The 15,346-nt window shown below is 55.5% G+C and carries 11 protein-coding genes and 1 tRNA gene; all 12 read right to left on the reverse strand.

What is annotated here, in order from left to right; translation table 11 throughout:
- Positions 1–31: 31 nt before the first annotated feature.
- The 12 genes from fusA to NA619_RS24465 all read right to left on the reverse strand — a co-directional run bounded on the left by fusA (position 32) and on the right by NA619_RS24465 (position 15,248).
- On the reverse strand, positions 32–2,161 hold the full coding sequence (gene fusA, locus NA619_RS24410) for an elongation factor G (protein WP_255964383.1): 2,130 nt from the start codon (positions 2,159–2,161) through the stop codon (positions 32–34).
- A gap of 30 nt (positions 2,162–2,191) precedes the next feature.
- Complete coding sequence (gene rpsG, locus NA619_RS24415) at positions 2,192–2,662, reverse strand: 30S ribosomal protein S7 (protein ID WP_019342051.1); 471 nt, start codon at positions 2,660–2,662, stop codon at positions 2,192–2,194.
- Between the two features lie 97 nt (positions 2,663–2,759).
- The gene (gene rpsL / locus NA619_RS24420; RefSeq protein WP_025240342.1) at positions 2,760–3,131 is read right to left on the reverse strand and encodes a 30S ribosomal protein S12; all 372 of its coding nucleotides are present in this window, start codon (positions 3,129–3,131) and stop codon (positions 2,760–2,762) included.
- Positions 3,132–3,269: 138 nt separating this feature from the next.
- On the reverse strand, positions 3,270–7,469 hold the full coding sequence (rpoC, locus tag NA619_RS24425; RefSeq protein WP_255964384.1) for a DNA-directed RNA polymerase subunit beta': 4,200 nt from the start codon (positions 7,467–7,469) through the stop codon (positions 3,270–3,272).
- Positions 7,470–7,534: 65 nt separating this feature from the next.
- Positions 7,535–11,605 (reverse strand): DNA-directed RNA polymerase subunit beta, encoded by a 4,071-nt coding sequence (gene rpoB / locus NA619_RS24430; protein WP_255964385.1) that lies wholly within the window; start codon positions 11,603–11,605, stop codon positions 7,535–7,537.
- A gap of 218 nt (positions 11,606–11,823) precedes the next feature.
- On the reverse strand, positions 11,824–12,192 hold the full coding sequence (rplL, locus tag NA619_RS24435) for a 50S ribosomal protein L7/L12 (RefSeq protein WP_255964386.1): 369 nt from the start codon (positions 12,190–12,192) through the stop codon (positions 11,824–11,826).
- Between the two features lie 75 nt (positions 12,193–12,267).
- Positions 12,268–12,768, reverse strand: coding sequence for a 50S ribosomal protein L10 (rplJ, locus tag NA619_RS24440; RefSeq protein ID WP_222910653.1), 501 nt, complete (start codon positions 12,766–12,768; stop codon positions 12,268–12,270).
- Positions 12,769–12,978: 210 nt separating this feature from the next.
- Positions 12,979–13,674 carry a 50S ribosomal protein L1 gene (rplA, locus tag NA619_RS24445; RefSeq protein WP_255964387.1) on the reverse strand — a complete coding sequence of 232 codons (696 nt, stop codon included), beginning with the start codon at positions 13,672–13,674 and terminating at the stop codon, positions 12,979–12,981.
- Positions 13,674–14,105: a 50S ribosomal protein L11 gene (gene rplK, locus NA619_RS24450; protein ID WP_019342057.1), complete on the reverse strand. Its 432-nt coding sequence runs from the start codon at positions 14,103–14,105 to the stop codon at positions 13,674–13,676. Before rplK ends, rplA begins: the two co-directional genes overlap by 1 nt.
- A gap of 113 nt (positions 14,106–14,218) precedes the next feature.
- Complete coding sequence (gene nusG, locus NA619_RS24455; protein ID WP_019342058.1) at positions 14,219–14,752, reverse strand: transcription termination/antitermination protein NusG; 534 nt, start codon at positions 14,750–14,752, stop codon at positions 14,219–14,221.
- 9 nt (positions 14,753–14,761) lie between these two features.
- A complete protein-coding gene (gene secE / locus NA619_RS24460) occupies positions 14,762–15,130 on the reverse strand; it encodes a preprotein translocase subunit SecE (protein ID WP_255964388.1) in 369 nt (122 codons plus the stop codon).
- Positions 15,131–15,172: 42 nt separating this feature from the next.
- Positions 15,173–15,248 (reverse strand) — tRNA-Trp (locus NA619_RS24465).
- Positions 15,249–15,346 lie beyond the last annotated feature (98 nt).

A 15,346-nucleotide genomic window follows, 5' to 3' on the forward strand; every position in this document is an offset into this window, starting at 1 on the left:
CGACAGTAAACCTCTTACTTAAAGGGCTGAATCAACCTTGTTTTTTAACCAGTGCTTCGACGATATTCGACGGAGCCTCGGAGTATTTGGAGAATTCCATAGAGTAGCTCGCGCGACCCTGAGACATGGAACGAACGTCGGTTGCATAACCGAACATCTCACCCAGCGGGACTTCGGCACGGATAACCTTGCCGGACACTGTGTCTTCCATTCCCTGGATCAGACCACGACGACGATTCAGGTCACCCATCACGTCACCCATGTAGTCCTCAGGGGTTACAACTTCTACTTTCATGATCGGCTCAAGCACTACACCGCCGCCCTTCTGGGCCAGCTGCTTGGTCGCCATGGAAGCCGCCACCTTGAACGCCATCTCGTTTGAGTCGACATCATGGTAAGAACCGTCGAAAACAGTCGCCTTGAGGCCAATGAGCGGATAACCGGCAACAACACCGTTTTTCATCTGCTCTTCGATACCTTTCTGGATGGCTGGGATGTATTCCTTCGGAACCACACCACCCACGACCTCATTCACGAACACCAGGCCTTCCTGACCTTCATCTGCCGGCGCAAAGCGGATCCAGCAATGACCGAACTGACCACGACCACCAGACTGACGCACGAACTTGCCTTCGATTTCGCAGTTCTTCGTGATCTTCTCGCGGTAGGAGACCTGAGGCTTACCAATGTTCGCCTCAACGTTGAATTCGCGCTTCATGCGATCAACCAGGATGTCCAGGTGAAGCTCACCCATACCCGAGATGATGGTCTGACCGGTTTCTTCGTCGGTCTTGACCCGGAATGAAGGATCTTCCTGAGCAAGCTTGCCCAGTGCAATACCCATCTTTTCCTGGTCAGCCTTTGTCTTCGGCTCAACCGCTACCGAGATAACCGGCTCCGGGAAGTCCATACGCTCAAGAATGATCGGCTTTTCAGCATTGCACAGCGTGTCACCAGTGGTGACGTCCTTCATTCCAATCAGAGCCGCGATATCGCCAGCGCGAACTTCCTTGATCTCTTCACGCTGATTAGCGTGCATTTGCACCATACGACCAACGCGCTCTTTCTTGCCCTTGACCGAATTGATCACGGAGTCACCCGAGGCTAGAACCCCAGAGTAGACACGAACGAAAGTAAGAGTACCCACGAACGGATCGGTAGCGATCTTGAAGGCCAAAGCCGAAAACGGCTCGGCATCGTCCGCATGACGCTCATCATAGTCCGCATCCACAAGCTCTTCTTTCGGCTTGTCAATGAGGTCCGGGTGAATACCCTTGATTGGCGGAATTTCAGTTGGAGCCGGCAGGAACTCAATCACCGCATCAAGAACCAGAGGAACACCCTTATTCTTGAATGAAGAACCACAGACAGCCGGAACGATCTCGTTCGCAAGGGTGCGAGCGCGAAGACCAGACTTGATCTCCTCGATCGTCAGCTCTTCGCCTTCGAGGTACTTGTTCATCAGCTCTTCACTGGACTCGGCTGCGGCCTCAACCATGTTGGAGCGCCACTCTTCAGCCAACTCCAGCATATCGGCAGGAATCTCTTCCTCACGATAGGTAGTGCCTTTGTCTTCTTCGTTCCAGTAGATGGCCTTCATCTTGATCAAATCTACCTGACCCTGGAAGTTTTCTTCCGAGCCAATGGCAAGCTGAATCGGCACTGGAGTGTGGCCGAGACGATTTTTGATCTGAGCAACAACACGGAGGAAATTCGCCCCTGCGCGGTCCATCTTGTTCACATATACAACACGTGGAACGCCGTACTTGTTCGCCTGGCGCCATACAGTCTCGGACTGAGGCTCTACACCGGACGTACCACAGAACACAACGACAGCACCGTCGAGCACACGCAGCGAACGCTCTACTTCAATGGTGAAGTCAACGTGGCCAGGGGTGTCAATAACGTTTACGCGGTAGTTATCATACTGACCAGCAGAGCCCTTCCAGAAAGTCGTAACTGCAGCGGAAGTAATGGTGATACCACGCTCCTGCTCCTGAACCATCCAGTCAGTAGTGGCCGCACCGTCGTGCACCTCACCCATTTTATGGCTGAGACCTGTGTAGAACAGGATCCGCTCAGTCGTAGTGGTCTTGCCCGCATCAACGTGCGCACAAATACCAATGTTACGGTAGCGGTTAATTGCTGTGTTACGAGCCATAAAGCCCTCGCAAGTTGAGTGGTGCCAGAATTAGAAACGGTAGTGCGAGAACGCTTTGTTGGCTTCAGCCATACGGTGCACGTCTTCACGCTTCTTCACAGCAGCGCCCTTGCCTTCAAACGCATCCGACAGTTCGCCGGCCAAACGCAGAGCCATGGACTTCTCACCACGCTTACGCGCGGCATCCACCAACCAGCGCATAGCCAGGGCGTTACGACGGGAAGGACGAACCTCGACCGGAACCTGATAAGTCGCACCACCTACGCGGCGCGACTTCACTTCGACCAGCGGAGCGATGGCGTCGAGTGCTTTTTCGAAGATTTCCAGGGGATCGGTGTTCTTGCGCTCTTTAACCTTTTCCAAGGCACCATAAACGATACGCTCTGCGACGGCTTTCTTGCCGCTCTCCATCACGTGGTTCATGAATTTGGCCAGGATCAGACTTCCGTATTTCGGATCGTCAAGGATCTCGCGCTTGGCTGCTACACGACGTCTTGGCATTGATAAGCCCTCAAACGGTCTTCAGGTTAGCTCGGGACTGTAACGATGAGATTACGCCCGACCTTACTCTTATCGACTTAGGTAAATAAAATTCTGATTACTTCGGACGCTTGGTGCCGTACTTGGAACGGCCCTGCTTACGATCCTTGACACCGGAGGTGTCCAGCGAACCGCGAACAGTGTGGTAGCGAACACCGGGAAGGTCTTTTACACGACCGCCACGGATCAGCACTACGCTGTGCTCTTGCAGGTTATGACCTTCGCCACCAATGTAGGAAGCGACTTCAAAACCGTTGGTCAGGCGAACACGGCAAACTTTACGCAATGCAGAGTTCGGTTTCTTTGGCGTGGTGGTGTACACACGAGTGCACACGCCACGGCGTTGCGGGCAGTTCTGCAGCGCAGGGACGTCGCTTTTCTCGACGACGCGCTTGCGCGGCTGGCGTACCAGCTGGTTGATCGTTGCCATCTACTAGCTCCACTGTTGTCTTTCGACACAAACGAAAAATGGCAGGGCGTAATGCCCCGCCAAATTAGGGGTACAAGAGTCTAAAGAGCTTCCTGCACACCGTCAAGGCGCGCCCCGACTTGCGTCGAGGCGACCTTATCAGTTGCCGCTCGAGTTGAGGGCCTCGGTCAATGCTGCTTCGACCTCGTCGGCACTCACGCGAACCGGCTTGTCGGCTTCACGCTTGCGCTTGCGCTCACTGTGATACTGAAGACCAGTACCGGCCGGGATCAGTCGACCTACAACGACGTTTTCCTTTAGGCCACGCAAGTAGTCGCGCTTGCCAGTAACTGCCGCCTCGGTGAGGACACGCGTGGTTTCCTGGAAGGAGGCTGCCGAAATGAACGACTCGGTAGACAGCGATGCCTTGGTGATACCCAACAAGACCCGAATGTACTTAGAGCCGAACTTGTCGTCAGCGGAAAGTCGCTCGTTCTCTTCCAGCACCTGGGTAAGCTCCATCTGGTCACCCTTGATGAAGCTCGAATCGCCCGACTCAGCAACCTCAACCTTGCGCAACATCTGTCGCAGGATGGTTTCGATGTGCTTGTCGTTGATCTTCACGCCCTGCAAACGATAAACGTCTTGGATTTCGTTGACGATGTACTTCGCCAGCGCACTCACACCCAGCAAACGCAGGATATCGTGTGGGTTGCTCGGACCGTCAGAGATCACCTCACCCTTGTTCACCTGTTCGCCTTCGAAGACGTTCAGGTGGCGCCACTTAGGAATCAGCTCCTCGTAAGGATCCGTGCCATCGGTTGGGGTAATAACCAGGCGGCGCTTACCCTTGGTCTCCTTACCGAAGGAAATCGTGCCGCTGATTTCTGCCAGGATCGAAGGCTCTTTAGGACGACGAGCCTCGAAGAGGTCGGCAACACGCGGCAAGCCACCGGTGATATCGCGGGTCTTTGAAGTTTCCTGCGGGATACGCGCAATGACGTCACCCACATTGATTTCCGCGCCGTCAGCCACGCCTACCAGAGCGTTAGCAGGCAGGAAATACTGTGCAGGTACGTCGGTACCCGGCAGGAGCAGTTCCTTGCCACTGGAATCGACCATCTTGATCGCCGGACGAATGTCCTTGCCAGAAGCAGGTCGATCCTTCGGATCCATCACTTCGATGTTGGTCAAACCGGTGAGCTCATCGGTCTGACGCTTGATAGTGATGTTCTCTTCCATACCAACGAAGGTCACGACACCCTTCATCTCTGTGACGATTGGGTGGGTGTGCGGGTCCCACTTGGCGACGACAGTGCCAGCATCAACCTTGTCGCCTTCCTTGATGGAGATAACGGCACCGTACGGCAGCTTGTAGCGCTCGCGTTCCCGACCGAAGTCGTCTGCCACGGCCAGCTCACCGGAACGGGAGACCGCAACCAGAGCGCCGTCAGCGCGCTCAACGTGCTTGAGGTTATGCAGGCGAATCGTACCGCCGTTCTTAACCATGACGTTGTCGACAGCCGAAGTCCGGCTGGCCGCACCACCGATGTGGAAGGTACGCATCGTCAGCTGAGTACCAGGCTCACCGATGGACTGGGCAGCGATAACGCCGACGGCCTCGCCGATGTTGACCTGATGGCCACGCGCAAGGTCGCGACCGTAGCACTTGGCGCAGATGCCATAGCGGGTTTCGCAACTGATCGGCGATCGAACGACAACTTCGTCAATGCTGTTCAGCTCGATGAAATCAACCCACTGCTCATCGACCAGCGTACCGGCCGGCACCAGCACCTCCTCGGTACCGGGCTTGAGTACATCGCGAGCAATTACACGGCCCAGAACGCGCTCACCGAGCGGCTCGACAACGTCGCCGCCTTCGATGTGCGGAGTCATGAACAGGCCTTGTTCGGTACCGCAATCTACTTCGGTAACAACCAGATCCTGCGCGACGTCTACCAGACGACGGGTCAGATAACCGGAGTTGGCGGTCTTCAGAGCGGTATCCGCCAGACCTTTACGCGCGCCGTGAGTGGAGATGAAGTACTGGAGTACGTTCAGACCTTCACGGAAGTTTGCGGTGATTGGCGTCTCGATGATCGAGCCATCCGGCTTGGCCATCAGTCCACGCATACCAGCCAGCTGACGAATCTGGGCCGCAGAACCACGAGCACCTGAGTCAGCCATCATGTACATGGAGTTGAAGGAGTCTTGCTCGGCCTCATTGCCATCACGATCAATGACCTTCTCTTTCGAGAGGTTGGCCATCATCGCCTTGGAAACTTCATCGTTGGCCTTGGACCAAAGGTCGATCACCTTGTTGTACTTTTCGCCCTGAGTAACCAGGCCGGATGCGTACTGCGATTCGATCTCCTTCACTTCCTCGGTGGCAGCATCAATGATGCGGGCCTTTTCGTCCGGAATGACGAAATCGTTAACGCCGATGGACACACCGGAGATGGTGGAATAAGCGAAACCGGTGTACATCAACTGGTCGGCAAAGATGACGGTATCCTTCAGACCGACCGTGCGATAGCACAGATTGATCAGCTTGGAGATCGCCTTTTTCTTCATCGGCTGGTTAACCACGTCGAACGCCAGACCCGCCGGAACGACCTGGAATAACAGCGCACGCCCGACTGTGGTATCAACGATGCGCACATTCTTGGTGATCGTGCCGTCCCGGTCTTTGATGGTCTCGTTGATTCGAACCTTAACGCGAGCGTGCAACGAAGCCTCGCCAGCGCGGAACACACGGTCGACTTCTTGCAGGTCAGCAAATACGCGACCTTCGCCCTTGGCATTGATAGCTTCACGGGTCATGTAATACAGACCCAGTACCACGTCCTGCGAAGGCACGATGATTGGCTCACCGTTGGCAGGCGACAGAATGTTGTTGGTCGACATCATCAGCGCACGCGCTTCCAGCTGGGCTTCCAGCGTTAGGGGCACGTGCACAGCCATTTGGTCACCGTCGAAGTCGGCGTTGTAAGCCGCACAAACTAACGGATGCAGCTGGATCGCCTTACCTTCGATCAGCACGGGCTCGAACGCCTGGATACCCAGACGGTGCAGCGTCGGTGCGCGGTTGAGCAGTACCGGATGTTCGCGGATCACTTCAGCGAGAACGTCCCAAACTTCTGGCAGTTCGCGCTCGACCATCTTCTTGGCAGCCTTGATCGTGGTCGCCATGCCACGCATCTCCAGCTTGCCGAAAATGAACGGCTTGAACAGCTCGAGCGCCATCTTCTTCGGCAGACCGCACTGATGCAGGCGCAGGGTTGGGCCAACGGTGATAACCGAACGACCGGAGTAGTCAACGCGCTTGCCGAGCAGGTTCTGACGGAAACGACCTTGCTTGCCCTTGATCATATCGGCCAGCGACTTCAGCGGGCGCTTGTTCGAACCAGTAATGGCACGACCGCGACGGCCGTTATCGAGCAGAGCGTCAACCGCTTCCTGCAGCATGCGCTTTTCGTTGCGCACGATGATGTCCGGCGCCGACAGGTCTAGCAGGCGCTTGAGACGGTTGTTACGGTTGATCACCCGACGGTAAAGATCGTTGAGATCCGACGTCGCGAAACGTCCGCCATCGAGCGGGACCAATGGACGAAGATCTGGCGGCAGCACCGGCAGGACGGTCAGGACCATCCACTCCGGCAAGTTGCCAGAACCAAAGAACGCTTCCATCAGCTTCAAGCGCTTTGACAGCTTCTTGATCTTGGTTTCCGAGTTGGTCTGCGGAATCTCTTCGCGCAGGCGACCGATCTCGTGCTCCAGGTCGATTTCGTGCAGCAGCTCGCGCACCGCTTCAGCGCCCATGCGGGCATCGAAGTCGTCACCGAACTCTTCCAGTGCTTCGAAATACTGTTCGTCGTTGAGCAGCTGACCCTTCTCAAGCGTTGTCATGCCCGGATCGATCACGACGTAGCTTTCGAAATAAAGCACACGCTCGATGTCACGCAGGGTCATATCCAGCAGCAGGCCGATACGGCTCGGCAGCGACTTCAGGAACCAGATGTGAGCAACTGGCGAAGCCAGCTCAATGTGAGCCATACGCTCACGGCGCACCTTGGCTAGCGCAACTTCAACGCCGCACTTCTCACAGATAACGCCACGATGCTTGAGGCGCTTGTACTTACCGCACAGGCACTCATAGTCCTTGACCGGGCCAAAGATCTTGGCGCAGAACAGGCCGTCACGCTCGGGCTTGAACGTACGGTAGTTGATGGTCTCCGGCTTCTTGACCTCGCCAAAGGACCAGGAACGGATCATCTCGGGCGAAGCCAATGCAATCTTGATGGCATCGAACTCTTCGATTTGACCCTGGTTTTTCAACAGATTCAGCAAGTCTTTCAAGGCCTTTCCTCCTCACGGACCTGCGACGGCCGGCTGATGCCGGACGCCGCATAGGCGGTGCGTGGTTATTCGGTTTCCAGATCGATGTCGATACCGAGCGAGCGGATTTCTTTGATCAACACGTTGAAAGACTCCGGCATGCCGGGCTCCATACGGTGATCTCCGTCCACGATGTTCTTGTACATCTTGGTCCGTCCGTTCACGTCGTCCGACTTGACCGTGAGCATTTCCTGCAGGGTGTAGGCGGCGCCATAGGCTTCCAGCGCCCAAACCTCCATCTCCCCGAAACGCTGGCCACCGAACTGGGCTTTACCACCCAGCGGCTGCTGAGTAACAAGGCTGTAGGAACCGGTGGAACGAGCGTGCATCTTGTCGTCGACCAAGTGGTTGAGCTTGAGCATGTACATATAGCCGACAGTAGTGGTGCGCTCGAACTTGTTACCTGTACGGCCATCGAACAGCTGCATCTGGCCGCTCTCAGGCAGATCGGCCAGCTTCAGCATGGCTTTGATTTCGCGCTCCTTGGCACCGTCAAACACCGGCGTAGCCATAGGGACGCCAGCGCGCAGGTTCTTAGCCAGGTCCAGCACTTCCTGATCGCTGAAGCTTTCCAGATTTTCCTGACGACCGCCGATCTCGTTGTAGATCTCGTTGAGGAACTTACGAAGGTCCGCGACCTTGCGCTGCTCTTCGAGCATACGATTGATCTTTTCACCCAAGCCCTTTGCCGCGAGGCCCAGGTGGGTTTCAAGGATCTGGCCAACGTTCATACGCGAAGGAACGCCCAGCGGGTTCAATACGATGTCGACCGGGGTGCCATTGGCATCATGCGGCATGTCCTCGACGGGCATGATGACCGAGACGACACCCTTGTTACCGTGACGGCCAGCCATCTTGTCACCCGGCTGGATACGACGCTTGATAGCCAGGTAAACCTTGACGATCTTCAGTACGCCAGGAGCCAGATCATCGCCCTGCTGCAGTTTGCGCTTTTTGTCTTCGAATTTGTCATCGAGCAACTGACGGCGGTCGGAGATGTAGGCCTGAGCCTTCTCCAACTGCTCATTCAGCGCGTCTTCCGCCATGCGCAGCTTGAACCACTGACCATGCTCAAGACCATCGAGCATCTCGTCAGTGACGACGGCGCCTTTCTTCAGGCCGGCCCCACCCTCAACGGTAGCGCCAACAAGAGCTGAGCGCAGACGCTCGAATGTGGCACCTTCGACAATGCGGAACTCTTCGTTCAAGTCCTTGCGAATTTCGTCCAGCTGCATCTTCTCGATGGCCAGCGCGCGGGAGTCACGCTCGACACCATCACGGATAAACACCTGTACGTCGATGACGGTACCTTTGGTACCAGTCGGCACACGCAGGGAGGTGTCCTTCACGTCGGACGCCTTCTCACCGAAGATCGCACGCAGCAGCTTCTCTTCCGGCGTCAGCTGGGTTTCGCCTTTCGGCGTGACCTTGCCAACCAGAATGTCGCCAGCGCCTACTTCAGCACCGACGTAAACGATGCCCGCCTCGTCCAGCTTGTTCAGCGCAGCTTCGCCCACGTTCGGAATATCCGCTGTGATCTCTTCTGGGCCGAGCTTCGTATCGCGGGAAACGCAGGTCAGTTCCTGAATGTGAATGGTTGTGAAACGGTCTTCCTGAACAACACGCTCCGACAGGAGAATGGAGTCCTCGAAGTTGTAGCCGTTCCAAGGCATGAACGCGACGCGCATGTTCTGCCCTAGCGCCAACTCACCCATGTCGGTGGACGGACCATCAGCCATGATGTCGCCACGCTCGACCACGTCACCCTTGCTTACCAGCGGGCGCTGATTGATGCAGGTGTTCTGGTTGGAACGGGTGTACTTGGTCAGATTGTAGATATCGACACCAGCCTCACCAGTTTCGACTTCTGCATCATGTACACGCACAACCACCCGACTGGCATCGACGGAGTCGATTACACCGCCACGGCGAGCGACGACGCACACACCGGAGTCGCGTGCAACGTTGCGCTCCATGCCAGTACCGACCAGCGGCTTGTCCGAACGAAGTGTCGGGACAGCCTGACGCTGCATGTTCGAACCCATGAGCGCGCGGTTGGCGTCGTCATGTTCGAGGAATGGAATCAGCGACGCGGCAACGGAAACAACCTGCTTCGGCGATACGTCCATCAGGGTTACGTCTTCCGGCGCCTTGACCGTGAATTCGTTCTGATGGCGAACTGCGACCAGCTCGTCGACCAGCTTGCGATCGTCCAGTTTTGCGCTGGCCTGAGCGATCACATGATCAGCTTCTTCGATCGCCGACAGGAACACGATCTCATCCGTGACTTCGCCTTCTTTCACCACGCGATATGGGCTTTCCAGGAAGCCGTACTGGTTGGTGCGAGCGTAGGCTGCCAGCGAGTTGATCAGGCCGATGTTCGGACCTTCTGGCGTCTCGATCGGGCAAACACGACCATAGTGTGTGGGATGCACGTCGCGCACTTCGAAACCTGCGCGCTCACGAGTCAGACCACCCGGGCCCAGTGCGGAAACGCGACGCTTGTGCGTGATCTCGGAGAGCGGGTTGTTCTGGTCCATGAACTGCGAAAGCTGACTGGAGCCGAAAAACTCCTTCACCGCAGCTGCTACTGGCTTGGCGTTGATCAAGTCCTGAGGCATCAGGCCTTCACTCTCAGCCATGGAGAGGCGCTCTTTGACAGCGCGCTCTACCCGAACCAGTCCAACACGGAACTGATTCTCGGCCATCTCACCGACGCAACGGACCCGGCGGTTTCCAAGGTGATCGATGTCGTCCACAACGCCTTTACCATTGCGGATATCAACCAGTGTCTTGAGCACCGCAACGATATCCTCACGGCTCAGAACGCCGGAACCTTCGATCTCGGTACGACCGATGCGACGGTTGAACTTCATCCGGCCCACGGCCGAAAGGTCATAGCGCTCAGAAGCGAAGAAGAGATTATTGAAAAGCGTTTCGGCAGCGTCTTTGGTTGGCGGCTCACCAGGACGCATCATGCGATAGATTTCAACCAAGGCTTCGAGCTGATTGGTGGTCGAATCAATCTTCAACGTATCGGAAATGAACGGGCCACAGTCGATATCGTTGGTGTACAGGGTCTCGAAACGTACGACTTGCGCCTTGACCAACTTGGCCAGAACGTCAACAGTCAATTCGGTGTTGCACTCTGCGATGATTTCGCCAGTGGCCGGATGAACAATGGCCTTGGCTGTAGTTCGCCCGAGTACATAATCCATCGGCATGTCGAGCGACTTGATGCCGGACTTGTCGAGCTGATTGATATGGCGCGCAGTGATGCGGCGGCCCTGCTCCACAATTACCTTGCCGTTTTCGTCCTTGATGTCGAACGATGCGATCTCGCCGCGCAGACGCTGAGGCACAAGCTCAAGACTCAGCGCCTCGCCCTTAACGTGGAACACGTTAGTGTCGTAGAACGCGTCGAGAATTTCCTCGGTGCTGTAACTCAGGGCGCGGAGCAATACAGACGCCGGCAACTTGCGACGTCGATCGATACGCACGAACACTGCATCCTTCGGATCGAACTCGAAGTCCAACCAGGACCCGCGATAAGGAATGATGCGAGCAGAATAGAGCAGCTTTCCTGAGCTGTGCGTCTTGCCACGGTCATGGTCGAAGAACACCCCTGGCGAGCGGTGCAACTGGGAAACGATTACCCGCTCAGTACCGTTGATGATGAAGGTACCGTTCTCGGTCATCAGGGGGATTTCCCCCATGTAGACTTCCTGCTCCTTGATGTCCTTGATCGCCTTGCTGGACGATTCCTTATCGAAAATGATGAGGCGGACTTTTACACGCAGCGGAACAGCAAATGTCACTCCACGAAGTACGCACTCTTTGACGTCGAAAGCCGGGTCACCCAGACGGTACCCGACGTACTCCAGCGCTGCATTGCCGGAATAGCTGATAATCGGAAAAACGGATTTGAAGGCTGCATGCAAGCCAATGTCGCGGAATTGATCCTTGGTCGCTCCCGCCTGCAGGAATTCGCGATACGAATCCAGCTGGATGGCCAAAAGATACGGCACGTCCATAACGTGCGGTAACTTGCTAAAGTCCTTGCGGATTCGTTTTTTCTCAGTGTATGAGTAAGCCATCAGCGTTCCCCAGCTTGGTCACCTGCTTGTTTGGCTTCTCCCGACGGGAGCAGCCAGAAAATCTTGCGAATACTCGATTCGCACCGCCCATCGGAGCGGTTATTCCATTCGAGCTGCCAGATGAACATCATGCAGCTATAACGGAAAAAGGCCGGTGGCAAAAGCCACCAGCCATCAGCCTCACGCGAGTCGCTTCGGCTGTAGACGCAACGTCTTGCTTACTTAAGCTCGACTTTGGCGCCAGCTTCTTCCAAGGATTTCTTGGCAGCTTCAGCCTCGTCCTTGGAAACGCCTTCCTTGACAATGCCAGGGGCGCCGTCAACAACTGCCTTGGCCTCTTTCAGACCCAGACCGGTCAGCTCACGAACTGCCTTGATCACGTTGACTTTCTTGTCGCCAGCTTCAAGCAGCATAACGTTGAACTCGGTCTGCTCTTCAGCAGCGGCAGCAGCCGGGCCAGCAGCAGCAACTGTAGCAGCCGCTGCAGTAACACCGAACTTCTCTTCCATTGCCTTGATCAGTTCAACAACCTGCATCACGGACATTTCGGAAACGGCGTTGATGATGTCTTCGTTGGTCAGAGCCATGACTCTTGTTCCTGTATATAAGTGACAGCCTGCGGCCATCTAATTCAAAAAGAAATCGAAAGTGCTTTCCGCGCCTTAGGCAGCGGCAGCTTCCTTCTGGTCACGAACGGCCGCCAGAGTACGAGCCAGCTTGCTGGTAGCGCCTTGAATCACGCTCATCAGCTGAGAAATAGCTTCGTCATAGGTCGGCAGGGTTGCCAAAGCGTCGATCTGGTTGGCTGCGATGAACTGACCTTCGAACGCAGCAGCCTTGATCTCGAACTTGTCCTGACCCTTGGCGAATTCTTTGAAGATACGGGCAGCGGCGCCCGGATGTTCATTTGAGAACGCAATGAGGGTCGGGCCCTTGAACACGTCGCTGAGCACGTCATAAGGAGTGCCTTCAACGGCGCGGCGAAGAAGGGTGTTACGTACAACACGTACGTAAACTCCAGCGTCGCGGGCCTCTTTACGGAGTCCGGTCATGGCTCCCACAGTCACGCCACGGGCATCAGCCACGACAGCGGAAAGGGCAGCTTTGGCAGCCTCGTTGACTTCAGCGACGATGGCTTTCTTGTCTTCGAGTTTGATTGCCACGGGTTTTTACTCCTGGATGTTACCGGTTCGCCCAATCGAAACTGGACGGGTTTTGGTGTCTGATTCGGTACGAATCGGGAGCACCTCTGCGTAGGCCTGAAAGAGCAACACCCTTCCGATTTAAGACTTTCGTCGCCTACGGTCTTGGATAGCCCCCGCCAGGCAGGGACCCCAATCTATTACGCTCACGAACCTGAGCGCTGCATAACTTTAAGCTTCGAGCGACGCCTGATCGATGATCAGACCTGGACCCATGGTCGTGCTCAGCGTTACACGCTTGACATAGATGCCTTTGGAAGTAGACGGCTTCAGACGCTTGAGATCGGAAAGCAGGGCTTCAACGTTCTGCTTCAACTGAACGGCTTCGAATCCAACCTTACCGACAGAAGTGTGGATGATGCCGTTCTTGTCAGTACGGAAACGGACCTGGCCGGCCTTGGCGTTCTTCACAGCGGTAGCGACGTCCGGAGTAACGGTGCCAACTTTCGGGTTGGGCATCAGTCCACGCGGACCTAAGATCTGGCCGAGCTGACCAACAACGCGCATTGCATCCGGAGATGCGATCACCACGTCGTAACTCAGATCACCACCTTTCATCTCAGCAGCCAAATCATCCATACCAACGCGGTCAGCGCCTGCTGCCAGGGCCGCTTCAGCTGCAGGGCCTTGTGTAAACACAGCAACACGGACGCTCTTGCCAGTGCCGTTAGGCAGAACTGTTGCGCCGCGCACAACCTGGTCGGATTTACGCGGGTCAACACCAAGGTTGATGGCGATGTCGAACGACTCAGTGAACTTAACTGCAGACAACTCCGCCAACAAAGTAGCGGCATCTTCAAACGAATACTGCTTGCCAGCTTCGATCTTCTCAGCGAAAGCCTTCTGGCGCTTGGTCAATTTAGCCATTACACACCCTCCACGTTCAGGCCCATGCTACGAGCGGAGCCGGCGATGGTACGCACGGCCGCATCGAGATCAGCGGCGGTCAGATCAGCATTCTTGGTCTTCGCGATCTCTTCCAGCTGAGCACGAGTAACGGTGCCTACCTTCTGGGTGTTCGGACGAGCAGAACCACTAGTGATACCTGCAGCTTTTTTTAACAAAACTGCTGCCGGGGTGCTTTTGGTTTCAAAGGTAAAGCTGCGGTCGCTGTAAACGGTGATGATCACCGGCGTAGGCAGACCTGGCTCCTGACCTTGAGTGCGGGCATTGAATGCCTTGCAGAATTCCATGATATTGACGCCATGCTGACCCAGTGCTGGACCAACTGGCGGCGACGGGTTGGCCTGACCGGCCTTTACCTGAAGCTTGATATAAGCTTGAATCTTCTTAGCCATAACTACTCCGTTTCGGGTTTTAACGCCTCTCGGCTCCCCTGCTTACTTTAATACCCCAGTGACGACAAAACCCCGCAGCCAACAGCTGCGGGGTGTGGGGGCGCTTGGTTCAGCTAGACCTTTTCGACCTGACTGAACTCCAACTCTACGGGCGTCGAACGACCAAATATAAGAACAGCAACCTGAATGCGGCTCTTCTCGTAATTGACTTCTTCGACCACACCATTGAAATCGGCAAAGGGTCCATCTGCGACCCGAACAACCTCGCCCGGCTCGAATAGTGTCTTGGGTTTAGGCTTATCGCTGCCGTCTGCAACACGACGCAGGATCGCTTCAGCCTCTTTATCAGTGATAGGCGCAGGCTTATCAGCAGTACCACCAATAAAACCCATCACACGTGGCGTATCCTTAACGAGGTGCCACGCACCTTCCGCCATGTCCATTTGAACGAGAACATAGCCTGGAAAGAACTTGCGCTCGCTTTTGCGCTTCTGACCATTGCGCATCTCTACCACTTCTTCAGTGGGCACAAGGATCTCGCCGAAATGATCTTCCATGCCAGCAAGCTTGATGCGCTCAATCAACGAACGCATCACATGCTTCTCGTAACCCGAGTAAGCATGAACCACGTACCAACGCTTAGCCACGGGAAATCCTTAACGTACAATCATGGAAACTAGCCATCCGAGCAGGGAATCAAGCCCCCACAATAACAACGCCATAATCAGAACAACCGCCACCACAATAAGCGTGGTCTGGGTAGTTTCCTGACGTGTCGGCCAGACGACTTTGCGAATCTCGACACGAGCCTCTTTCAGAAGAACGAAAAAAGACCGGCCCTTAGAAGTTTGCAACGCCACGAAAGCAGCGACGACAGCCATCGCAAGCAATGCGATGACCCTATACAGGATGGGTTCCGCGGAGTAATACTGATTACCCACTACCGCCACAAGGACCAAAGCAGCTACAACCAGCCACTTCACCACATCGAAGCGCGAGTCTTTGGCTTCTGCTTTGATATTCATCTGCTAGAACCCTGTAAATACTGCCAAATTCATTATTGAAATTGGCAGGCCAGGAGGGAATCGAACCCCCAACCTGCGGTTTTGGAGACCGCCGCTCTGCCAATTGAGCTACTGGCCTAACAAGAGTCAGGCCGACTATTATGCCGACCTGAATACATCAGATCAATCGATTATTCGATGATCTTGGCAACCACGCCGGCACCAACGGTACGGCCG

Source organism: Stutzerimonas stutzeri, from assembly GCF_024448895.1.
In the GTDB taxonomy this organism is placed as follows: domain Bacteria; phylum Pseudomonadota; class Gammaproteobacteria; order Pseudomonadales; family Pseudomonadaceae; genus Stutzerimonas; species Stutzerimonas stutzeri_Q.

What these genes read in the sequence shown, in the direction of transcription:
- secE (WP_255964388.1), bottom strand. Translation starts at nt 15,130, where the DNA reads ATGAATATCAAAGCAGAAGCCAAAGACTCGCGCTTCGATGTGGTGAAG.
- rplL (WP_255964386.1), bottom strand. Translation starts at nt 12,192, where the DNA reads ATGGCTCTGACCAACGAAGACATCATCAACGCCGTTTCCGAAATGTCC.
- rplA (WP_255964387.1), bottom strand. Translation starts at nt 13,674, where the DNA reads ATGGCTAAATTGACCAAGCGCCAGAAGGCTTTCGCTGAGAAGATCGAA.
- rplK (WP_019342057.1), bottom strand. Translation starts at nt 14,105, where the DNA reads ATGGCTAAGAAGATTCAAGCTTATATCAAGCTTCAGGTAAAGGCCGGT.
- rpsG (WP_019342051.1), bottom strand. Translation starts at nt 2,662, where the DNA reads ATGCCAAGACGTCGTGTAGCAGCCAAGCGCGAGATCCTTGACGATCCG.
- rpsL (WP_025240342.1), bottom strand. Translation starts at nt 3,131, where the DNA reads ATGGCAACGATCAACCAGCTGGTACGCCAGCCGCGCAAGCGCGTCGTC.
- rpoB (WP_255964385.1), bottom strand. Translation starts at nt 11,605, where the DNA reads ATGGCTTACTCATACACTGAGAAAAAACGAATCCGCAAGGACTTTAGC.
- fusA (WP_255964383.1), bottom strand. Translation starts at nt 2,161, where the DNA reads ATGGCTCGTAACACAGCAATTAACCGCTACCGTAACATTGGTATTTGT.